Genomic DNA, 21627 nt, shown 5'->3' with positions numbered 1-21627 from the left:
CACTTGGGACGTTCCTCCATGCACAGCACGACACGCAGCACGAAGCACCGCACATACAAGAAGTCGCTGACCGCCGCCGCCCTCGCGGTGGCGGCCGCCTTCTCGCTCGCCGCCTGCAGCACCGACAACGGCGGCAGCTCGGGCAAGAGCGCGGTGGCCGATGTCTCCGGCCAGAACAAGACGCAGGCGGCGACGGTCCTCGACACCCCGTTCACCAAGCCGGACTTCGTCCTCACGGACACCCACGGCAAGAAGTTCGACTTCCGCAAGGAGACCAAGGGCAAGCCGACCCTGATCTACTTCGGCTACACGCACTGCCCGGACATCTGCCCGCTGACCATGGGCAATATCGCCGTGGCCAAGAAGGCGCTGCCGAAGGCCGACCAGAAGAAGCTGCAGGTCGTCTTCGTCACCACCGACCCGGACCGCGACACCCCGTCCGAACTCGGCAAGTGGCTGAAGGCGCAGGACCCGTCGTTCATCGGGCTCACCGGCGACTTCAAGACGATCCAGGCGGGCGCCCGCTCGATCGGCATCGGCATCTCCCCGACCAAGAAGGAGAAGGACGGCACGATCGTCTCGATGCACGGGGCGCAGGTCGTGGCCTTCTCGCCGAAGACGGACAAGGGCTACCTGCTGTACGGCGAGGACACCACGGTCAAGGACTACACGAAGGACCTCCCGAAGATCGTCAAGGGTGAGAAGCCGTGAGCCGGGGCACCCGGGCGAGCGCCGTCTGCGCCGTGGCCGCCGCCGCGGCCGTGGCGCTGGCGGGCTGTTCGTCGTCCGGCTCGTCCGACGACCGGGCCAAGGACAGACCCGAGCTGAAGGTCACCGAGTCCTTCATGCCCGAGCCGGTCGGGGGCAGCGGAATGGCCGCGGGGTTCGTGACCGTCACCAACAGCGGTGGCACAGCGGACCGGCTCACGTCCGTGACCAGTCCGCTCTCCGACGACGTCACCATGCACACGACCAAGAACCAGCAGATGCTCTCGGTGAAATCGCTCCCGGTCCCCGCCCACGGCGAACTGGACCTGGAGCGCGGCGGGAACCACCTCATGTTCATGGACCTCAAGAAGCAGCCCAAGCGCGGCCAGCAGGTGACCGTCGAGCTGCACTTCGCGAAGGCCGGCGTCCTGAAGGCCGAACTTCCCGTCAAACAGCCCACCTACAACCCGCAGCACAGTTGAGGAGCTGACCCGAATGACGGCGACCACCGCCCCACCGCGCTCCGGACTCCCGCTCGCACGGCTGCTGCTCGTCGCGGCGGCGATCCTCGGCGCACTGTTCGCCGCGGCCGCCCCCGCCTCCGCGCACGCGGCCCTGCTCGGGAGCAACCCGAAAGCCGGAGCGGTGGTCGCCAAGGCTCCGGCGGACGTCGCGCTCACCTTCTCCGAACAGGTCGCCATGGACAACAAGTCCATCCGCGTCCTCGACCCGAAGGGCAAGCGCTCCGACACCGCCAAGCTCCGCAACCTCTCCAAGGGCAGCACCGTCACCTACGGCGTCGACCTGCGCCCCGGCCTCGCCAAGGGCACCTACACCGTCGCCTGGCAGGCCATCTCCGCCGACAGCCACCCCGTGTCGGGCGCCTTCACCTTCTCCATCGGCGCCCCGTCCAGGACCACGGTGTCCGCCACCGGCGAGAACGTCGGCGGCGGACTCGTCGGCGTCCTCTACGGCGCCGCGCGCTACGCCTCCTACGCCGGATTCATCGTGCTGGTCGGCGGCAGCGCCTTCATCGTCACCTGCTGGCAGCGCGGGGCGAACGAACGGCCGCTGCAACGGCTCGTCGTACGCGGCTGGCTGACGCTGACCGCTGCCACCCTCGTCCTTCTGCTGCTCAGGGCGCCGTACACCGGCTCCGGGCATCTCGGGGACGTCTTCGACCTGAGCGCGCTCAACGGCGTACTCCAGACCAAACCGGGCGCCGCGCTCGTCTCCAGACTGCTGCTGCTCGGCGCGTCCGCGCTCTTCGTCGCCGTCCTCTTCGGGGCGTACGCCCGGCGCACGGCCGCCACGGAGCCGGAGGCGGCGAAGGAGCGGAAGGACCTCACCTTCGGCCTGGGCGTCGGGGGCACGGTCGTCGCCGCCGGGATCGCCGCGACCTGGGCGCTCACCGAGCACGCGTCGGTCGGCCTCCAGCCCGGGATCGCGATGCCCGTCGACATCGTGCACCTCCTGGCGGTCGCCGTCTGGCTCGGCGGTCTTGCCGCGCTGCTCGTCGCCCTGTTCCGTACGCCGTCCATCGAACGGGCCGCCGTGCGGCGGTTCTCCGGTATCGCCTTCACCGCCGTCTGCACCCTGGCGGCGACCGGCCTCTACCAGTCGTGGCGGCAGGTCGGCTCCTGGTCCGCGCTCTTCGGTACGGGGTACGGGCAGCTGCTCATGGTCAAGGTGGGGCTCGTCGCCGTGGTCGTCTGCATCGCGTCCTTCTCCCGGCGCTGGACGGCACGCCTCTCGGAGACGGCCGCGGACGGGGCCGCCGCCGGTGAGGAGACTCCTGCTGCCGCCGTTGAGGCTGTTGCCGCTGAGGGCGGCGTCACCGGCACCGCGGAGCAGGAACAGGAGCCGGTCACCGCCCCCGCCGATCCGCGGCGGGCCGCCCAGCTCGCCCGGCAGCAGGCCGCCAGGACCGTGGTGCGCGAAAAACGCGTACGGGACGCCGACCCGCACCGCACCGGGCTGCGGAAGTCGGTGCTCGCCGAGACCGTCGTCGCCGTGGCGCTCCTGGCCGTGACGACGGTCCTGACGACCACCGAACCGGGCAGGACCGAGGAGGAAGCCGGACGGAACCCCTCCGCCGCCGCGGCCGCGGCGCCGTCCGGGCCGGTCGACATCACCCTCCCGTTCGACACCGGCGGCCCCAAGGGCAAGGGCACGGCGTCGCTCGAACTCACCCCGGGCCGCAGCGGCAGCAACCAGCTGCACCTCTTCGTGAACAACCCCGCGGGCAAGCCGTACGACGTCCCCGAGGTGAGGATCGCCCTCACCCTCAAGGCGAAGAAGATCGGGCCGCTGCCCGTCGTCCCCGACCATCTGTTCACCGGACACTGGAGCGCGGACGGCGTTCAGATCCCGATGGCGGGCAACTGGGACATCGCGGTGACCGTACGGACTTCCGACATCGACGAGACCACCGTGAACAAGACGGTGGAGATCGGCTGACCAGCATGAACGACATCTCCAGGAGGCGGCTGCTCGGAACGGCGGGCGCTGTGGGCGCGGGCGGCCTCGTGGCGGGCGCCGCGGGCGGGGCCGGGGTACGCGCGGCGACCGAGGCGGCGCCGCCGACGGCGCTGACGACCGTCGGCTCGACCGAGGTGGCCTTCCACAGCACGGAGAAAACGGCCGGTTCGGGGAAGTCCGCAGGCTCGGGGAAGACCGCCGGAAGCAGCGGTTCCGCCGGGTCGGCGCACTCCGCGCCCCAGTCGGGCATCACCACACCCGCCCAGTCCACCGGGTATCTGATCGCCTTCGACCTGGCGGCCGGCGCCGGCCGGACCCAGGCCGCAGCGCTGCTGCGCCGCTGGTCGGCGAGTACACAGCGGATGATGGCGGGCGAGCCGGTCAGCAGCGGTGACACCGGGATCGCGCTCGACGCCGGCCCCTCGTCCCTGACCGTCACCTTCGGCTTCGGCCGGTCCTTCTTCAGCCGTACGGGACTGACCGCGCAGCGCCCCACCCAGCTCGACCCGCTGCCGGACTTCGCGTCCGACCAGCTGGACGCGGGGCGCAGCAACGGCGATCTGTGGGTGCAGATCGGCGCGAACGACCCGCTCGTCGCCTTCCACGCGCTGCGCGCACTCCAGAACGAGGCCGGTACGGCGGCCCGGGTCCGCTGGCAGATGAACGGTTTCAACCGCGCGCCCGGCGCCACCGCCAAGCCGATGACCGTCCGCAATCTGATGGGCCAGGTGGACGGGACGGGGAACCCCAAGCCGTCGGACAGCGACTTCGACCGGCGCATCTTCGTCCCGGCCGGCGGCGGCACCGGCGCGGAGGCGCAGCCGGAGTGGATGGCGGGCGGCTCGTACGCCGTCGTGCGCCGGATCAGAATGCTCCTCGACGACTGGGAGAAGCTCCCGTTGAAGAAGCAGGAGCAGGTCATCGGGCGGCGGAAGAAGGACGGCGCCCCGCTGACGGGAGGCACCGAGACGACCGCGATGGACCTGGACAAGGTCGGCCCGGACGGCAAGTTCGTCATCCCCGACAACGCCCATGCCCGGATCTCGGCCCCCGAACAGAACGGCGGTGCCGCGCTGCTGCGGCGCACCTTCTCGTACCACGACGGGATCGGCCGGGACGGCACACCGGACGCCGGGCTGCTCTTCGTCTGCTGGCAGGCGGACCCGGACCACGGCTTCGTACCGGTGCAGCGGAAGCTGGACCGCGGCGACGCACTGTCCACGTTCATCCGGCACGAGGCCAGCGGACTCTTCGCGGTGCCCGCGGCTGCCGGCCCGGGCGAGTACGTGGGACAGCGCCTCGTCGAAGGCCACTGAGCGGGGGGCTCGGGCGGAGCAGGTCCGGCTCCCGGGACCCGGGGCGTTCGGCCTATTAGGGTGACCGTATGTCAGCCACTCGCTTCACCTATCTGGGCCCCGAAGGCACGTTCACCGAGGCGGCTCTGCGCACGCTGCCCGAGGCCGCCACCCGTGAACTCGTCCCGATGGTGTCCGTGCCGGCGGCACTCGACGCGGTACGCACGGGAGAGGCCGCGGCGGCGCTCGTCCCGATCGAGAACTCCGTCGAGGGCGGCGTCACCGCGACTCTCGACGAGCTGTCGGGCGGCGAGCCGCTGATGATCTACCGCGAGGTCCTGCTGCCGATCGCCTTCGCGCTGCTGGTGCGCCCGGGCACGAAGCTGTCCGATGTGAAGACGGTGACGGGCCACCCCGTCGCCCAGCCGCAGGTACGGAACTGGCTGCGGGCGAACCTCCCGGAGGCGGTGTGGGAGTCGTCCGCCTCCAACGCGGACGGTGCGCGTCTCGTCCAGGAAGGGCGGTACGACGCGGCCTTCGCCGGTGAGTTCGCCGCCGCCACGTACGGGCTCGAACCGCTGATCACCGAGATCCACGACGCACAGAACGCCGAGACGCGCTTCGTCCTGGTGGGGCGCCCCGCCAGGCCAGCGGCGCCGACCGGCGCGGACAAGACGTCGGTGGTCGTCTGGCAGCGCGAGGACCACCCAGGAGCGCTCCTCGAAATCCTTCAGGAGTTCGCGGTGCGCGGGGTCAACCTGATGCTGCTCCAGTCCCGGCCGACGGGCGAGGGCATCGGCAACTACTGCTTCGCCATCGACGCGGAGGGCCATATCTCGGACCGCCGGGTGGGCGAGGCGCTCATGGGGCTCAAGCGGAGCTGCCCGGACGTGCGGTTCCTCGGTTCGTACCCGCGGGCCGGGGTGACGGCACAGGACGTACGGGAGCTGCGGTCCGGAACGTCGGACGCGGAGTTCGTGGCGGCGTCGGACTGGCTGGCGCGCAGCGAGGACGGCCGGGCCTGACGGGACCGGCCGGACCCGTTTCGGGGCCCCTGTCCCCGTAACGCGATCGTCGTACGTCCTGGTTTCCGTACTCCGGAAAAGTTATCCACAGGCCCTGTCTCGACCTGGGGACAAGTCGACAGCACAAGGCGACATGGTCGACAAATCACCGTAGTGACGACACTTCCATCCACAGATCAGCAGGTGGGGCACTGTCACCCCAATTCCACCGATCAACCCTTTAGAGCGATCAATTCCCACCTGAATGAGTGCGCGGAGGGGGTTTGGAAGGGAAATTCCGGCGAACAGCCGGTTGCCTGTGAGGCTTTCGGAACCATCCCCTTCGCCATCCACAGATTTCCCACACAGCCTGTGGATAACTAATCCGGGCTGCGGATCCCTGTGGACAAGCGAGCCCAAGTCCCTCCCGGCACAAGGGAAATGAGTCAACGGTTTCGCCCGGAATGCTTCGTTCCGGGGAATCGGTCCCCCTTATTGACCAGCGGCCGACGCGAGGCGGGTGACACCGCCGCCGGGATATCTCCACCCCTCTCACCTTTCCATAGATAGTGGATCAATACGGACAAAGCGTCTTCGGTACCGCGGTGCGGTGAATATCAAGTCGAGGGGCGCGAGCGGGCACCGGTAACCTGGTGGGGTGATTGACCTTCGCCTGCTCCGTGAGGACCCCGACCGTGTTCGCGCCTCCCAGCGCGCCCGTGGAGAGGACGTCGCCCTCGTCGACGCCCTGCTCTCCGCCGACGAGCGGCGAAGGTCGTCCGGACTCCGGTTCGACGAACTCCGCTCCGAGCAGAAGACACTCGGCAAGCTGATCCCCAAGGCGGCGGGCGAGGAGAAGGCCGAGCTGCTGAAGAAGACGGGCCGGCTGGCAGCAGCCGTCAAGGCGGCCGACGCCGAGCAGAACGAGGCGGACGAGGAGACCAAGCGCCTGCTGCTCCAGCTCGGCAACCTCGTCCACCCGGACGTGCCGGTCGGCGGCGAGGAGGACTTCACCGTCCTGGAGACGCACGGCACCATCCGCGATTTCGCGGCCGAGGGCTTCGAGCCCAAGGACCACCAGGAGCTCGGCGAGGCCCTGCGGGCCATCGACACGGAGCGCGGTGCGAAGGTGTCGGGCTCGCGCTTCTACTACATGACGGGCATCGGCGCATTGCTCGAACTGGCCCTGGTCAACGCGGCGGTCGCCCAGGCCACCGAGGCCGGGTTCATCCCGATGCTGACACCGGCGCTGGTCCGCCCGCGCGCCATGGAGGGCACCGGCTTCCTCGGCCAGGCCGCCGAGAACGTCTACCACCTGGAGAAGGACGACTACTACCTGGTCGGCACCTCCGAGGTCCCGCTCGCCGCGTACCACATGGACGAGATCATCGACGCGGGTGAACTGCCGCTGCGGTACGCCGGGTTCTCCCCCTGCTACCGCCGGGAGGCCGGCACGTACGGCAAGGACACCCGCGGCATTTTCCGGGTGCACCAGTTCAACAAGGTCGAGATGTTCTCGTACGTGCACCCCGACGACGCGGCCGCCGAGCACCAGCGGCTCCTGGAGTGGGAGAAGCAGTGGCTGACCAGCCTCGAACTGCCCTTCCAGGTGATCGACGTGGCGACCGGCGACCTCGGGGCATCGGCCTCAAGGAAGTTCGACTGCGAGGCGTGGATCCCGACGCAGGGCAAGTACCGCGAGCTGACGTCCGCGTCCAACTGCGACGGCTTCCAGGCCCGGCGGCTGTCGGTCCGGATGCGTGACGGCAAGAAGGTCCAGCCGCTGGCCACGCTCAACGGCACGCTCTGCGCCGTACCGCGCACCATCGTGGCCATCCTGGAGAACCACCAGCTCGCCGACGGCTCGGTCAGGGTCCCGCCGGTGCTGCGGCCCTATCTCGGCGGCCGGGAGACTCTGGAGCCCGCGTCCAAGTGACGACTCCCGCCACTCCCGCACTCGCCCACCGGCTGATCGCGACCGACCTGGACGGCACGCTGCTGCGTGACGACGGTTCGATTTCCGAGCGCACCCGTGCCGCACTCGCCGGAGTCACCTCGGCGGGGGCGGCGCACATCATCGTCACCGGACGCGCGGTTCCGTGGACCCGGCACATCCTCGACAGCCTCGGTTACGAGGGCCTCGCGGTGTGCGCGCAAGGGGCGCAGGTGTACCACGCGGGTGAGCGACGGCTGCTCACCTCCGTCACCCTGGACCGCCGGCTGGCCGCCGTCGCGCTCGCCAAGATCGAGGCGGAGACCGGCCCGCTGGCCCTGGCCGCCAGCCGGGACGGCCTCGACGGGGAAGTGCTGGTGAGCCCCGACTACCGGGTGAGCGAGGGCCCGCTGCCGGTGGCGCGCTTCGACGCCAGGGACGAACTGTGGTCCGAGCCGATCAACAAGGTCTACATACAGCACCCGGAGCTGGGCGACGACGCGCTGGCGGACATCGCACGGCAGTCCGTCGGGAACCTGGTGGATGTGGTCATGGCCGGCGAGGACGTGGTGGAGATCCTGCCGCTGGGGCTGAGCAAGGCGACCGGCCTGTCGCTGGCCGCCCGGCGGCTGAAGCTCACCGCTGCCGACACGATCGCTTTCGGGGACATGCCCAACGACATCCCGATGTTCGGCTGGGCGGCACACGGGGTGGCGATGGCCAACGCCCATGACTCCCTGAAGGCCGTGGCGGACGAGGTCACCGCGTCCAACGAGGACGACGGCATCGCCGTGGTGCTGGAACGGCTGCTCCAGGGCTGACGCCGGCAGGGGCATCGACAGGACACATGCCCGCTTGGCCGCGGGCGCGTCGCCTGTTGGGTGCAGTTGTAGGATGACTGGGCAACCGGGTGACCGGATGCCATGCATGCCGAAACACGACGAACGCGCGAACACGACGAACATGGGGCGACGAGATGGCACTGCGTGCGGCAGGACGGCACTCCCTCGTGGATACCGTCGTCCAACAGCTACGGGATCAACTGGCCGGCGGAGAGTGGTCCGTGGGTGACCGCATCCCCACCGAGCACGACCTCGCCGAACAGCTCGGCGTGGGGCGCAACACCGTGCGTGAGGCGGTACGCGTCCTGGTGCACGCCGGGCTCCTGGAGTCCCGCCAGGGCAACGGCACCTTCGTACGCTCCACCGCCGACCCCTCCGCCGTACTCCGCACGATGAGCCACGCGGGTGTGCTGGACATCCTGGAGCTGCGGGTCGCCCTGGAGGCGGAGGCCGCCAGGCTGGCGGCCGTACGCAGGGACGCGGCCGACCTCGACCGGCTCCGGGAAGCCCTCGGCGCCCTCCACGAGCACGGCGACCGGGCTGCCGACGCCGACCTCGACTTCCATCTGGGGGTGGTCGAGGCCACGCACAACACCACGTTCGCCGAGGTCTACCGCTTCTTCTCGACCCAGATGCACGAATCCCTGGTCGCCGCCCTCGGCGACCGGGAGATGCCGCCGATCGACTTCACCGCGCACGAGGCCCTCGTCGACGCGATCGAGAGCGGTGACCCGGCCGCGGCCGAACAGGCCGCCCGCGCACTGCTCCAGGTGCCGATGGACGTGGTCCGCCGACTGGTGGGCCGCTGAGCGGCCTCTCCCCACGACCGCCGCTCCCGCACCCATCACCCACCCCACGAACAGCAGCAACGCACGAACAGCAACGCCGCACAGAAACACCGCACAGAAACGCTGAGAGGTACCTGACGTGTCCCGCCCGGATCTGGATCATCTGCTTCCCGACTCGGAGGCCGATGTCCGGCCGTCCCCCGAGGGAGCCGCCGCACGGCGCGCCCTGATCGCGCACCCCGCCGTGCTGCTCATCGGCATCGTGCTGGCCTCGCTCAACATGCGGGCGGCGCTGGCGAGCGTGTCACCTCTCATCGGCGAGATCAGCGACACGTTCGGCCTGTCGTCGACGGCGTCGAGCCTGGTCACCTCCGTCCCGGTGCTGTTCCTCGGGGTGGGCGCGATGATCGCCCCCTGGCTGGCACGCCGCTTCGGCACCGAGGTGGTCCTGCTGTGCGCGCTGATCCTGCTCGCCGTCGGCGTTCTGGTCCGGGTCCTGCCGTCCGTATTCGCCCTGTACGGCGGCGGAGTGCTGGCCGGCACCGCGATAGCCCTGCTCAACGTGCTGATGCCGGGGCTGATCAAGCGGGACTTCCCGGACCGGGCCGCGTCGATGACCTCTGTCTACACAGGCGCGATGATCGGCGGCGCCACGCTGTGCGCCGCGGCCTCGGTCCCGCTGGAGAAGGCGTTCGGGAACAGCTGGCAGGCGTCGCTGGCGTTCTGGTCGCTGCTGGCCGCGGTCGCCGCCGTGGCGTGGCTGCCGCAGGTGCTGATCGCCCGCGGCCGTACCGGCCACGAGGTGCGCGTCGCCCCCGCAGGCACGGGACCGGCCCGGAGTATCTGGCGCTCGGCACTGGCCTGGCAGGTCACGCTGTTCATGGGCCTCCAGTCGCTCTGGTCGTACGTGCTGATCGCCTGGATGCCGACGATCTTCACGGACCACGGGATGAGCCGGTCGACCGCGGGCGTGATCTTCGCGTTCAACAACCTGGTCCAGGTCGCCGGGGCCTTCGGCGTACCGCTGCTCGCCGGCCGGATGCGCAGCCAGCGCCCGCTGATCGTGCTGGTCACCTCGATGGTCGCGGTCGGCTACGCGGGCCTGATGGTCGCCCCGGTGTCGGGTGCCTGGCTGTGGTCGGCGGTGCTGGGTGTCGGGCAGGGCGGCGCGGTGGGGCTGGCCCTGACGCTGATCGTGCTGCGGTCGGGCGACGCGCAGACGGCGGCGCGGCTGTCCGGGATGGCGCAGACGGTCGGCTATCTCCTCGCCGCGGCCGGCCCGCTGACAGCCGGTGCCGTGTACCAGGCGACGGGCAGCTGGACCCTGCCGATCGCCCTGGTCCTCGGGGTATGCGCGGCGGCCCTGGTGGTGGGCCTGTTCGCGGCCCGCGACAGGAAGGTCCAGGCAGGCGGATAGCGGAAAGGGGCGGCGGGGGGAAGCGGGGGCGGAAGCGGCCGCGGGCGCGTGACTTGTACGACTGTCGGTTCGTTGGTCAGTGCGCGTGGAGGCAACTGGGGTTCGGGGCGACGAGAGCGCGTGAAGTCGGGGAGAGGGCCGTCACTGTCATGCACCAATGATCATGAACGGCAGGCTCATCCATGCCAACCGAAATCGCCCTGCTCGAATCGCGCGCGCTGCGCGCGGACCATCTGGGACGGGTCGACGTCCTGGACAAGGTCAAGGCATTGCAGTTGCTACCGGACGGACTGCATGTCACCACGGACGGTGTCGCCCAGTACTTCGCTGTCCACAGGGAGGCTGTGCACAGCGTTGTACGGCGCCATCGCGACGAGCTCACGGGCAGTGGAATGTTTACGCTCACAGGTGATGAGCTGCGCAAACATGTAGTGGTCGTTTTGACCACACCATCCGGCAGTGGAGCGGGGAGTTATCCACAGGGGCTCTCTCGCCTCCGTCTCTTCACCCGTCGGACCGTCCTCAACATCGCCATGCTGCTGCGCGATGGCGAAGTCGCCCGCAGCGTACGGAGCCACCTCCTCGACACCGCGGAGCAGTACAGGTCGCCGGTGCCGGTGCCGGACCACCGTTTCGATGGGCTCGACCGACGCGTCACCCGGCTGGAGTCCGCGATGGCCGAGGTCGGCCCCGCGCTTCGGGAGCTGGGCCCCGTGCTGGGCCGTATGTCGGACCGTCTGGACGCGGTATCGGACCGCCTGGAGTCGGTGTCGGTCCGGCTGGGCGCCGTGTCTGACCGGCTGGGGGTGGTATCGGACCGACTGGGGGTGGTATCGGACCGTGTGGAATCCCTGGACCGGCGGCTCAGCGCCACGAACCGTGTCGTCGGGGCGATGAGCGTACGGCTCTCGGACCTCGGCGAGGACATGGCTGACGTCAAGCACCAGCTGCCGTACCTGGCGCACCGGGCGGAACAGGCACGCAGGCGGCGTCGGCGCCACCGCCGCTGACCGAAGCCCGGCCCGCCCCGGCCCGGTCCGGAAAGCGAACCCAAGCCCCCGGCCACAAGCCCCGCACAGGCCGAACAGCCGGGGGCGGGAGTGACGGCACCCCGTCGCTCCCGCCCCCGGCCCGGCCCGGCGGACCCCGGTCTCACTCCTCGCCGGCCAGCGTCAGCCGCCGCAGTTTCTGGCCCGCGTACCAGGTGGCGAGCACCGTGACGGCCACCAGCAGCACCACCGCCAGGGGCAGCCCGACGTCCGAGTCGATGGCCCCCGGGGCGCCGATCTTCTCCGCCAGCGCGAGCGACCACTGCTGGATACTCAGCGTGCGCGCACCCTTGACCAGCGTGCCGAACAGGCCCTCCCAGACCAGGGCGTAGACCAGCCCGGCGACGACCGCGTGCCGGGTGACCGTGCCCAGGAGCAGGAAGACCGAGGCGTACGCGATGGACGCGACCAGCGCCGCGACCGTGTAGGCGATGGCGATCTGACCGCCGTTGCCGTTGAGGATCATGCCCGCGATGAAGGTGGGGATCGCGGAGAACGCCATCGTGACGGCGATCGCCACGGTGAGCTTCGTGAGGATGATCGTGGGGCGCTTCACCGGTTTGGCCAGCAGATAGACGACCGACCCGTCGTCGATCTCCGGGCCGATCGCACCCGTACCGGCGATGACACCGATCAGCGGCACCATCGTGGCCATGGCGAACCCGCCGAGCACATGGGTGGCGACCTGGTCGTCGGCGCCGCTGAAGGCGCGTACCGCGGCGGCGATCACGATCAGCAGTGCGGGCAGCACGAACAGGATCGCGGCCCGGCGGCGGCCGAGCAGGGCCCGGTAGGTGAGCCGGGCGACTGTGGGGTTGTACATGGGCGTCACAGCTCCTTTCAGGCCGCTACGAGGTACGAGAAGACCGATTCCAGGGACTCGTCCGACGGCGAGACGGTGAGCAGCCGGATGCCTTGTTCACGGGCGACGCGCGGCAGCAGCGCCGTGAACCGGCCGAAGTCGACCGCCTGGATGCGCAGCGCGCCCTCCGTGACGTCCACCTCGATACCGGCGGTCGACGGGTCGGCGATCAGCGCGGCGGCCAGGGCCCGGTCGTCGCTGGACCGTACGAGATAGCGGTGCGGCCGGTCCGTCATCAGCCGGCGGATCCGGCGGAAGTCGCCGGACGCGGCGTGCCGTCCTGCCACGATCACCTCGATGTGCGAGGCGAGTTGCTCGACCTCCTCCAGGATGTGCGAGGAGAAGAGCACGGTACGGCCGTCGGCGCCCATCCGCCGCAGCAGATCCATCAGCTGCATGCGCTGGCGCGGGTCCATGCCGTTGAACGGCTCGTCGAGGAGCAGCACGCCTGGGTTGTGGACAAGGGCGGACGCCATCTTCACGCGCTGCCGCATGCCCTTGCTGTAGGTCGAGATCTTGCGGTCCTGCGCGGGCTCCATCTCGACGGTGGCGAGCGCCTGTTGGGCGGCGCGCTCGTCGAGTCCGTGCAGCTCGGCGTTTGCGACGACGAACTCGCGCCCGGTGAGGAAGTCGTACATCCCCTCCCGCTCGGGCACGATCCCGATCTGCCGGTAGACGCTCTCGTTCCGCCAGATCGGCGCGCCGTCGAGGGTCACGGTGCCCGTCGAAGGGGCGAGGAAGCCGCCCATCATGTTGATGAGCGTGGACTTGCCGGCGCCGTTGGGGCCGAGAAGCCCGGTCACACCGGGGCCGACGGTCATGGTGATGTCGTTGACCGCCACCACGTTGCCGAACCAGCGTGAGGTGTGGTCGATGTTGATGGTGGTCACAGCCCGACCTTCCGGTAGCGGCGCATCAGGACGGCGTACGAGCCGGCGATGAGCGCGAGAACGACCAGCACATAGACCGCACCTGCGCCCGCTCCCGGGCCGTTGCCGCCCGGGGAGGCGGAGGTGGCGCCGAGGAACGCGGTCTGGACGCCGTCGATCAGGGTGATCGGCGAGAAGAGCCCGAGCCAGGTGACGGCCCCGCCGGCGCCCTGGCTGAAAGCGATGGCCTGCACGGTGGAGACCGCGCCGTAGGTGATGGTCAGTACGGCGATGACCGCGGCGACTCCGAAGCCGCGGCGCGGAGTGAGCGCGGCGACCACCAGCGCGATACCGGAGAAGAGCACCGAGAGCAGCGCGACGGAGACCAGCCCCTGGCCGAACCCCTCGGTCTGGTCGGCGAAGTCGAGCTTGGCGAGGAGCGAACCGATGTAGAGGATCACCAGCGGCGCCCCGGTCAGTACGAAGAGGGCCGAGGCCATCGCCGCGTACTTGGCGATGACGTAGTCGACCCGTTCGATGGGCCGGGAGAAGTACAGCGGGATGGACTTGAAGCGCAGGTCGCGGGAGACGGCCTGCGGGGCCTGCGCCGCGAGGTACAGCCCGATGATGGCCTGGGTGAGGATGGCGTACCTGGTGTAGTCGAGCGGCAGGTCCTTGGCGTCCGTCGCCACGGCCACCGCCACGACGATCGCCGCGGGCACGCACATCACCGCGAAGAGGATCATCGGCAGCACTTTGGACTTGGCCGAGCGGCCGAGACCGTAGGCGCCGCGGAGCGACTGCGTGAAGAGCGAGCGGCGGGCGTAGGCGCGGCCCAGGCGCGGCCCGTCGTAGTTCCGGTAACCGATGTTGTGGATCTGGCTGGTCTCGGTACTCATCGCGCCTGCACCTCCTGCTTCTGCTGGCCGGGCCGGTCCGGCGGCTCGTTCCGGGTCTGCTGCTCCTGCGACTGGTTCCGGTCCGGGTGGAAGACGTCCGCGATGTGGTGGCGGCGCTGTTCCATCCGGACGAGACCGAGCCCCAGTTCGGCGACCGTGTCGCGGACCAGGTCGTACGTCTCCTCGCCTGCCGCCTCGACCAGGAGGATGTGGCCCGCGCCCGGCAGCCCCTCCTCCACACCGGCGTGCAGGGTCACGCCCGCGGCGGTCAGCGTCTCGCGCAGCGCACTCGTGCCGTCGGGGTGGGTGTCGGAGTCGGTGACCTCGACGGCCAGCGTCGCCGTGCTCTGGGTGAAGTCGCTGGTGGAGCTGGAGCGCAGCAGTGTGCCGCCGTCGATGACGACGACGTGGTCGCAGGTCCGCTCCAGCTCACCGAGCAGGTGCGAAGTGACCAGGACCGAGATGCCGAAGTCGGTGTGCACCCGGCGGATCAGGCCGAGCATGTCGTCACGGCCGACCGGGTCGAGGCCGTTCGTCGGCTCGTCGAGCAGCACCAACTGCGGGTCGTGGACCAGCGCCTGGGCCAGCTTCACCCGCTGTTTCATACCGGTCGAGTAGCCGCCGATGGGGCGGTAGCGCTCTTCGTAGAGGCCGACGTGGCGCAGCGTGTCGGCGGTGCGCTCCCGGGCGGCGGTGGGCGGCAGTCCCGACATGCGCGCCATGTGGACGACGAACTCGGTGGCCGAGACGTCGGGTGGCAGGCAGTCGTGCTCGGGCATGTACCCGACGCGCTCACGGATTTCGGCACCACTGGTGGCGACGTCGAGCCCGAGCACGGCGGCCCGGCCCTCCGTGGCGGGGGACAGACCCAGCAGGATCTTGATCAACGTGGACTTGCCGGCTCCGTTGGATCCCACGAGCCCGGTCACACCGGGTCCGATGTCCAGGGAGAGCCGGTCAAGAGCGGTCACCCTCGGGAACCGCTTGCTCAGGCTTTCGGTCGCGATCACAGTCACATTCCGAAGGTAGTGGCGCCGCTCACGCCGGGCGTCAGCCCAGACGGCTGGATCCCTGTCCGCCTCCAGAGGTAGTGACCCGTAGGGGCCCGGTACGGGAGAGGGATGAGCCGGAGCCAGAGGGAGGGGCCGACGGGAGGGGCCGGACGGAAAGGCTGGGCAGTCAGGAGCGGGGAGGGCGGGGCGGGGCGGGGCGGGGCGGGGCGGGGGCGGGGAGGGGGCGGGGAGGGGGCGGGGAGGAACGGGCCGGAAAGAGCGGGCCGGGAGGAGCGGGGCCCGAAGGAGGAGCGGCGCTGTGCCTGCGGAACGGCCGGACGAGGTTATCCACAGGGCGTTATCCACAGCTGAAGCGGGACCCTTGACGTAGCCGCCAGGCATTGTCACATTCATCAGTGTCAAGTTACGAGCACGTACCGCACACGGACGGGACGGACAGGTGGCATGGCTTCAGGGGTGAAAGCAGCAGCGCGGTGGGCGGAAGGCCCGGCCGCGCAGCCGGTCGCGCAGGGCCCCGCGCAGGCCGCACGGCTGCGCGGGTTCAGAGAGGTGCAGACCCTCGCCTATGCCTGCGCGGAGGCCGTCGCCGCCCAGCTCAGACCGGGGGTGACCGAGCGCGAGGCGGCGCGCATGCAGCGCGAGTGGCTCTACCGGCGGGGTGTGAGGGACTGGTTCCATCTGCCGTTCGCCTGGTTCGGGGACCGGACGGCGTTCGCGGGCTTCAGAGTGCCGCTGCAGTTCTTCCCGACCAACCGGCGGCTCGAAGCGGGCATGCCGTTCATTCTCGACATGGCGCCCGTCCTCCACGGCTTCACCGCCGATATCGGCTACTCAGGCTGCCTCGGCCTCAACCCGGTGCACGACAAGCTGCTCGCCGACCTGGAGGCGCACCGCACCCTCATCCTGCGCGAGGTCCGCGAAAGACGGCCGCTGCGCGCGATCTACGAGGACGTGGAGCAGCTGATGACCACCCAGGGGTACGCGAACCGGCACCGCGCCTATCCGTTCGGCGTGATCGCGCACAAGGTCGACGAGGTCAAGGAGCGCCGCTGGTCGCCCCATGTGTTCGGCTTCGGCACCCAGTCCCTCAGGGGCCTGGCGAGCGATGCGCTGCACGGCCACCGGGACGGCTGGTCGCCGCTGTGGAGCCCGTACAAATTCTCCGACCACCCGCCCCGGCCCGGGCTGTGGGCGGTCGAACCGCACCTCGGATTCCGGGGCACGGGCGCGAAGTTCGAGGAGATCCTGGTCGTCACCGACTCGGCCGACCCCGAGCAGAGTGCCTTCTGGCTGGACGACGATCTGCCGCATGTGCGGCGCTGGGCAGAGGAGAGGGCCGCATGAGCAAGGGAATCGAAGGAGCGCGGGAGCGCCGGGTGCACACCGGCGGGATCGAGCTGTGCGTCGCCGAACTGGGCGACCGGGAGCGGCCGACCGTCCTGCTGGTGCACGGCTATCCGGACAGCAAGGAGGTCTGGACCGAGGTCGCGGCCCAGCTGGCCGACCGGTTCCACGTGGTGCTGTACGACGTCCGGGGCCACGGCAGGTCGTCGGCGCCGGTACCACTGCGCGGCGGCTTCACCCTGGAGAAACTCACCGATGACTTCCTGGCCGTGGCGGACGCGGTCAGCCCCGGCGAACCGGTGCACCTCGTCGGCCACGACTGGGGATCCGTGCAGTCCTGGGAGTTCGTGACCGTGCCCCGCACCGAGGGCCGGATCGCGTCGTTCACGTCGATCTCCGGCCCCTCGCTCGACCACTTCGGGCAGTGGATCAAGAAGCGGGCATCCCGGCCGACCCCACGCAGGGCCGCCCAACTGCTCAGCCAGGGAGCCAAGTCCTGGTACGTGTATCTGCTGCACACGCCGGTACTGCCGGAAGCCGCCTGGCGCGGGCCGCTCGGCAAGCGGTGGCCGAAGATCCTGGAGCGGGTGGAGAAGGTGTCGTCCGGCGACTATCCGACGGCTTCGCTGTCCTCGGACGCCGCGCACGGCGCCTGGCTCTACCGTGACAACGTCCGCCCCCGGCTCCGCAAGCCGCGCGCCGACGCGTATGCCCATGCACCCGTCCAGCTGATCACGCCCACCGGCGACGCCTTCCTGTCGGAGCACCTCTACGACGAACTGGAGCACTGGGCACCGCAGCTGACGCGCCGTACCCTCCCGGCCAAGCACTGGGTGCCGCGCACCAGGCCGGACCAGCTCGCCGGCTGGATCGGGGATTTCGTCACCGCCAACGAGTCCCCGGGGCCCGCCCACCAGACAGCGGCGAACGGCGAGTACGCCGACCGTTTCAGCGGCAGTTTGGTCCTCGTCACAGGCGCGGCGAGCGGCATCGGCCGGGCCACCGCCTTCGCGTTCGCCGAGTCGGGAGCCCGCGTCGTGGCCGTCGACCGGGACGCGGAAGGGGCGGCGCGCACCGCGGAGATGGCGCGGCTGATCGGTTCCCCCGATGCCTGGGGGGAAGCCGTGGACGTCAGCGACGAGCAGGCGATGGAGAAGCTCGCCGAAAAGGTCGCCGCCGAGTACGGGACGGTCGACGTCCTGGTCAACAACGCGGGCATCGGCCTGTCGGGTTCCTTCCTGGACACCACGAGCGAGGACTGGAAGCAGGTCCTGGACGTCAATCTGTGGGGCGTCATCCACGGCTGCCGGCTCTTCGGCCGGCAGATGGCGGACCGCGGCCAGGGCGGCCATATCGTCAACACCGCCTCGGCAGCGGCCTACCAGCCGTCGAAGGCGCTCCCGGCGTACTCCACGTCCAAGGCGGCGGTCCTCATGCTGAGCGAGTGCTTGCGGGCCGAGCTGGCCGGACAGGACATCGGGGTCAGCGCGATATGCCCGGGCCTGGTGAACACCAACATCACGTCCACCGCACGGTTCACGGGCGTATCGGCGGACGAGGAGAAGCGCCGGCAGAAGAAGTCGGCCCGGCTGTACGGGCTGCGCAACTACCCGCCGGAGAAGGTGGCCGACGCGATTCTCGCCGCCGTGGTGCACAACCGGGCGGTGGTACCGGTGACACCCGAGGCGCGCGGCGCCCGCTTCATGTCCCGGTTCGCGCCGAGGGCCCTGCGCGCCGTCGCCCGGATGGAGCCGCCGCTGTGAGCAACGGACAGGGCGGGGCCGCAGGGCCCCATGTCATCGCGCCGCGCCGGGTCTCGTTCGACTGGGAGAACACGCCGCTGCACTGGATACCGGGCGAGCCCACCGCCACCCATGTGATCAATGTGCTGCATCTGCTGCTCCCGGCGGGCGAGCGGTGGTTCGTGAAGGTATTCAAGGAGGCCCTGCCGCTCGTCGCAGACCCCGAACTGCTCAAGGACGTCAAGGGGTTCATGGGCCAGGAGGCCACGCACAGCGTGCAGCACTCCCACGTCCTGGACCACCTGGCCGCCCAGCAGCTCGACACCGCGGCGTACACCCGGCACGTCGACTTCCTCTTCGAGAAACTGCTCGGTGAGCGCCCGCCGCTCGGCATACCGGTGCCGGCGCGGGAGTGGCTGCGCTTCCGGCTGTCGCTGGTCGCCGCGATCGAGCAGTTCACCGCGGTCCTCGGAGACTGGGTGCTGCGCGCCGACGGCCTGGATGCGGCGGGGGCGGACGCCGTCATGCTGGATCTGCTGCGCTGGCACGGCGCGGAGGAGGTGGAGCACCGGGCCGTGGCCTTCGACATGTACCAGCACTGCGGCGGCGAGGGGCTGCCGCGCTATGCCCGGCGGATCGAGGGCATGGCCGTGGTCACTCCCGTGCTGCTGTGGCTGTGGGTGTGGGGCGCCTCGTACCTCCTGCGCCACGACCCGGCCCTCGTACGCGACGACGAACAGGTTCCGGCAGGCCCTGGCCGTCCCGGGGTGACGGGCAGGCCGGGGTACTCGCTGCGGAACCACAACGGGGCGGTCGCCAGAGGGCTGCTGCCCACCTGGGGCGAGCTGGGCGCGGCGATACCTCGCTACTTCAGGCGGTCGTACCATCCCTCCCAGGAAGGCTCGCTGCGCCGGGCGGTCGAGTACCTCGCGGCCTCACCCGCCGCACGTGCGGCGGCAGGCGCGATCGGCCGCGCGGCCCTGCCGTAACCCCGCCGGGAGGAGGCGGGGAGCAGAAGCCGGGGGGCAGACGCGGGGGAAGGCAGAAGCGGGGAGGGGAGGGGGCAGGGCGGGGCGCGGGGGCGGGGGCGGGGCCCAGGGGGGAGAGGGAAACAGCAAAGGCAGGAGCAGCGGGGGGAGAACAGTGGGAGGCAGCGTGTCCGGGGTGAGCGCGTCGGAGGCCGGACCCGAGTACCGGATCGAGGATCTGGCGTACCACAGCGGCGCCACGGTCCGTACGATCCGCGCGTACCAGGACCGCGGACTGCTGCCGAAACCACAGCGGCGCGGCCGGTCCAATGTGTACGGGGACAGCCATCTGGCCAGGCTGCGCCAGATCGCCGAACTGCTCGACCGCGGCTACACGCTGGCCTCCATCAAGGAACTGCTGGAGGCGTGGGACGCCGGGCGCGGTCTCGGCGGGGTGCTGGGGCTGGTCGCCGAGGTCAGCGGGCCGTGGACCGACGAGGAGGCGGACCGGATCACCCGGGCCGAGCTGGACGCGCGGTTCGGCGGGGTGCCGGACGACAAGGCCGTGGCGGACGCGGTGGCGCTGGGCGTACTGGAGCGGGTGCCCGGCAGCGACGACGAGTTCCTGGTGCCGAGCCCGCAGGAGCTGGCCGTGGCCGTGGAACTGCACGCGGCCGGTGTCCCGCTCAAGGCCATCTCGGTCCACCTGCGGGAGCTGCGCGGCCAGGTCGAGCACATCGCTTCGCGCTTCCTGGAGTTCACCACCGAGCACGTCTTCGCCCGCTATCTGAGTCCCGCCCGGCCCACCGACGCGCATGTGGCGGAGGCCGCCTCACTCGTACGGCGGCTGCGCCCGCTCGCTCAGCAGAGCGTCGATGCCGAACTGGCCCGGGCGATGCGGCTGTTCGCCACCCGTCATCTCCAACAGCATCTCGGCCCCGACGGCCCGCCGGCTCAGCCGGGCGAGCCCGCGTCCGTAGCGGTTCCGGCGGCCACGCTCGCCGCGGTGGAGAGGCTGGTGGGCCGGGAAAACACCGCCGCGTTCATCACCGGAGCCACCGAACGGGAGCTGCAGGCAAGGGCGTTGGACGCACTGACTCTTCCACAGCAAGAATTCCGGCAAAGCGAACAAAGGCCATAAATGGTCACCACCTTGTCCACAGAATCGCCAAATACCCTGTGGATAAGTCACCTTGCCTGTGGATCATGCCTAACTCGGGGGGGCGTAAAAGATAATTCGGATGCACACTGGCGCACGCGCCCCCGCCCCCGCCCCCACTCCGGCCAGCCCTCCCGCGCCGTGCCTCGCCCCGCCGCTCTACCTCTTTCCCTTGGTCTTGATGCGCGGCGCATCCCGCGAGAGCTCCCGGAACCCGATGCCGTAGTACAGCCCGCGCGCCGCGGGGTGCCCCGGGGCGCCCAGACAGGCGACCGTGGCGTGGATGGCCCCCGCAGCCCGCGCCCGATGCATCCCGTGCAGGAGCATCGCCCTGCCCAGCCCCCGGCGCCGGTAGTCCGGATGCGTCCCGACCGGCTCGAACTCAGCGGTCCTGTTCACCTCGTCGAGCCACATGATCGTCGAGGACGCCATCGTCCCGTCCGGCGCCTCCACCAGAAGGTGCAGGTCGCCGCGGTACCCCGCCGCCTGCCGCACCCCCTCGTAGCTCTCGGCCGTGTACCCCGAGGGGGCCCAGGCGTCCAGATGGGCCTGGACCGCGGCCTCCGGCCCGGCCTCGTCGGCGGTGCGGAACCGGAACCCGTCCGGCAGCACCGGCTGTTCCACGTCGGCGAGATCCCGCTCGTTGAGCTGGGTCCATTCCCCGGTGTCGCCGAGCGAGGACGGGTCGGTCTCATAACCGTGCGCCGCCCATCTCTCCAGGGCGAAACCGTCGGCCGAACTCGGCATCACCGTCCGTTCGATGTCCGCCGCGATGCCGTCGTACCAGTCGATCACCTCGTCGACCAGCCCGGCGTGGCCGGGATGGACCTGATACGCGAGCGAAGCCCTGGTGACATCCTTCACCGACCCGTCGTTCCGCCTCACCCGGTGCGGAAGATGGGCCCAGCCCCACGCCACGAGATCCCCGCCGGACCACCACAGCCGACGCGGCCGGCTCGCACCGTCACTGGCGCGGCCCTTGCCCCAGTTCCAGGCCAGCTCACCGAATGTCGCCTCGGCGTTCATCAGTTCCGGCCGGGTGGCGGCGACACGCTGCGCCAGCCCCTGCATGAGCCGCAAGTCCTCGGCGGTCACCAGCTCGAAGTTCGCCATAACGCGCCACTGTGCCAGCACCCCGAAAAGCGAGCGAGCCCTTTTCCCGGGCACCTCGCGGGACCGTCTGCCGGGACCGGCCTGCGCGACCACCTGCCGGGGCCGCCCCGCGCGACCACCTCCCAGGACCGCCCCGCGGGA

Annotated in this window: 19 protein-coding genes; 14 read left to right on the top strand and 5 right to left on the bottom strand. The window is 70.4% G+C overall.

Annotated elements, in window-relative coordinates; genetic code table 11:
* Window positions 1–18 precede the first annotated feature (18 nt).
* The 10 genes from OG510_RS18925 to OG510_RS18880 all read left to right on the top strand — a co-directional run bounded on the left by OG510_RS18925 (window position 19) and on the right by OG510_RS18880 (window position 11478).
* Entirely contained in the window at window positions 19–711 is a 693-nt protein-coding gene (locus tag OG510_RS18925) for an SCO family protein (protein WP_406138229.1), read from the top strand.
* Window positions 708–1190 carry a copper chaperone PCu(A)C gene (locus OG510_RS18920; RefSeq protein ID WP_406138227.1) on the top strand — a complete coding sequence of 161 codons (483 nt, stop codon included), beginning with the start codon at window positions 708–710 and terminating at the stop codon, window positions 1188–1190. Before OG510_RS18925 ends, OG510_RS18920 begins: the two co-directional genes overlap by 4 nt.
* Window positions 1191–1203: 13 nt before the next feature.
* Window positions 1204–3168, top strand: coding sequence for a copper resistance protein CopC (locus OG510_RS18915; protein WP_406138225.1), 1965 nt, complete (start codon window positions 1204–1206; stop codon window positions 3166–3168).
* Window positions 3169–3173: 5 nt separating this feature from the next.
* Complete coding sequence (gene efeB, locus OG510_RS18910; RefSeq protein ID WP_406138223.1) at window positions 3174–4505, top strand: iron uptake transporter deferrochelatase/peroxidase subunit; 1332 nt, start codon at window positions 3174–3176, stop codon at window positions 4503–4505.
* Window positions 4506–4573: 68 nt separating this feature from the next.
* A complete protein-coding gene (gene pheA / locus OG510_RS18905; RefSeq protein ID WP_406138221.1) occupies window positions 4574–5509 on the top strand; it encodes a prephenate dehydratase in 936 nt (311 codons plus the stop codon).
* A 637-nt stretch (window positions 5510–6146) separates the two neighbouring features.
* Window positions 6147–7424 (top strand): serine--tRNA ligase, encoded by a 1278-nt coding sequence (gene serS, locus OG510_RS18900; protein ID WP_406138219.1) that lies wholly within the window; start codon window positions 6147–6149, stop codon window positions 7422–7424.
* The gene (locus OG510_RS18895; RefSeq protein ID WP_406138217.1) at window positions 7421–8242 is read left to right on the top strand and encodes an HAD family hydrolase; all 822 of its coding nucleotides are present in this window, start codon (window positions 7421–7423) and stop codon (window positions 8240–8242) included. Before serS ends, OG510_RS18895 begins: the two co-directional genes overlap by 4 nt.
* Window positions 8243–8397: 155 nt before the next feature.
* Window positions 8398–9072 (top strand): FadR/GntR family transcriptional regulator, encoded by a 675-nt coding sequence (locus OG510_RS18890; RefSeq protein WP_406138216.1) that lies wholly within the window; start codon window positions 8398–8400, stop codon window positions 9070–9072.
* 118 nt (window positions 9073–9190) lie between these two features.
* Entirely contained in the window at window positions 9191–10468 is a 1278-nt protein-coding gene (locus OG510_RS18885) for a CynX/NimT family MFS transporter (protein WP_406138214.1), read from the top strand.
* Between the two features lie 182 nt (window positions 10469–10650).
* Window positions 10651–11478, top strand: coding sequence for a hypothetical protein (locus OG510_RS18880; RefSeq protein ID WP_406138212.1), 828 nt, complete (start codon window positions 10651–10653; stop codon window positions 11476–11478).
* A gap of 142 nt (window positions 11479–11620) precedes the next feature.
* Here OG510_RS18880 and OG510_RS18875 read toward each other — a convergent pair whose 3' ends face one another.
* Genes OG510_RS18875 through OG510_RS18860 form a run of 4 tightly spaced genes read right to left on the bottom strand, consistent with a single transcriptional unit; the run spans window position 11621 to window position 15157 of the window.
* Entirely contained in the window at window positions 11621–12340 is a 720-nt protein-coding gene (locus tag OG510_RS18875) for an ABC transporter permease (protein WP_406138211.1), read from the bottom strand.
* Window positions 12341–12357: 17 nt separating this feature from the next.
* The gene (locus OG510_RS18870; protein ID WP_406138209.1) at window positions 12358–13269 is read right to left on the bottom strand and encodes an ABC transporter ATP-binding protein; all 912 of its coding nucleotides are present in this window, start codon (window positions 13267–13269) and stop codon (window positions 12358–12360) included.
* A complete protein-coding gene (locus tag OG510_RS18865; RefSeq protein WP_406138208.1) occupies window positions 13266–14147 on the bottom strand; it encodes an ABC transporter permease in 882 nt (293 codons plus the stop codon). Before OG510_RS18865 ends, OG510_RS18870 begins: the two co-directional genes overlap by 4 nt.
* Window positions 14144–15157 (bottom strand): ABC transporter ATP-binding protein, encoded by a 1014-nt coding sequence (locus OG510_RS18860; protein ID WP_406142454.1) that lies wholly within the window; start codon window positions 15155–15157, stop codon window positions 14144–14146. Before OG510_RS18860 ends, OG510_RS18865 begins: the two co-directional genes overlap by 4 nt.
* Before the next feature lie 447 nt (window positions 15158–15604).
* Between OG510_RS18860 and OG510_RS18855 the strand changes: the two genes are divergently transcribed.
* From OG510_RS18855 to OG510_RS18840, 4 genes are all read left to right on the top strand, one after another.
* Window positions 15605–16504 carry a M24 family metallopeptidase gene (locus OG510_RS18855; RefSeq protein WP_406138206.1) on the top strand — a complete coding sequence of 300 codons (900 nt, stop codon included), beginning with the start codon at window positions 15605–15607 and terminating at the stop codon, window positions 16502–16504.
* Entirely contained in the window at window positions 16501–18267 is a 1767-nt protein-coding gene (locus tag OG510_RS18850) for an SDR family oxidoreductase (RefSeq protein WP_406138204.1), read from the top strand. The genes OG510_RS18855 and OG510_RS18850 overlap by 4 nt, the downstream gene beginning before the upstream one ends.
* Entirely contained in the window at window positions 18264–19235 is a 972-nt protein-coding gene (locus tag OG510_RS18845; protein WP_406138202.1) for a metal-dependent hydrolase, read from the top strand. Before OG510_RS18850 ends, OG510_RS18845 begins: the two co-directional genes overlap by 4 nt.
* 175 nt (window positions 19236–19410) lie before the next feature.
* On the top strand, window positions 19411–20355 hold the full coding sequence (locus OG510_RS18840) for a MerR family transcriptional regulator (RefSeq protein WP_406138201.1): 945 nt from the start codon (window positions 19411–19413) through the stop codon (window positions 20353–20355).
* 177 nt (window positions 20356–20532) lie between these two features.
* Here OG510_RS18840 and OG510_RS18835 read toward each other — a convergent pair whose 3' ends face one another.
* Entirely contained in the window at window positions 20533–21486 is a 954-nt protein-coding gene (locus OG510_RS18835; RefSeq protein ID WP_406138199.1) for a GNAT family N-acetyltransferase, read from the bottom strand.
* Between the last annotated feature and the right edge of the window lie 141 nt (window positions 21487–21627).

It is taken from the genome of Streptomyces sp. NBC_01089 (genome assembly GCF_045162975.1).
Classification (GTDB): domain Bacteria; phylum Actinomycetota; class Actinomycetes; order Streptomycetales; family Streptomycetaceae; genus Streptomyces.
Note: the sequence above shows the minus strand (reverse complement) of the source record. Positions and strands in the feature narration are given on the sequence as shown.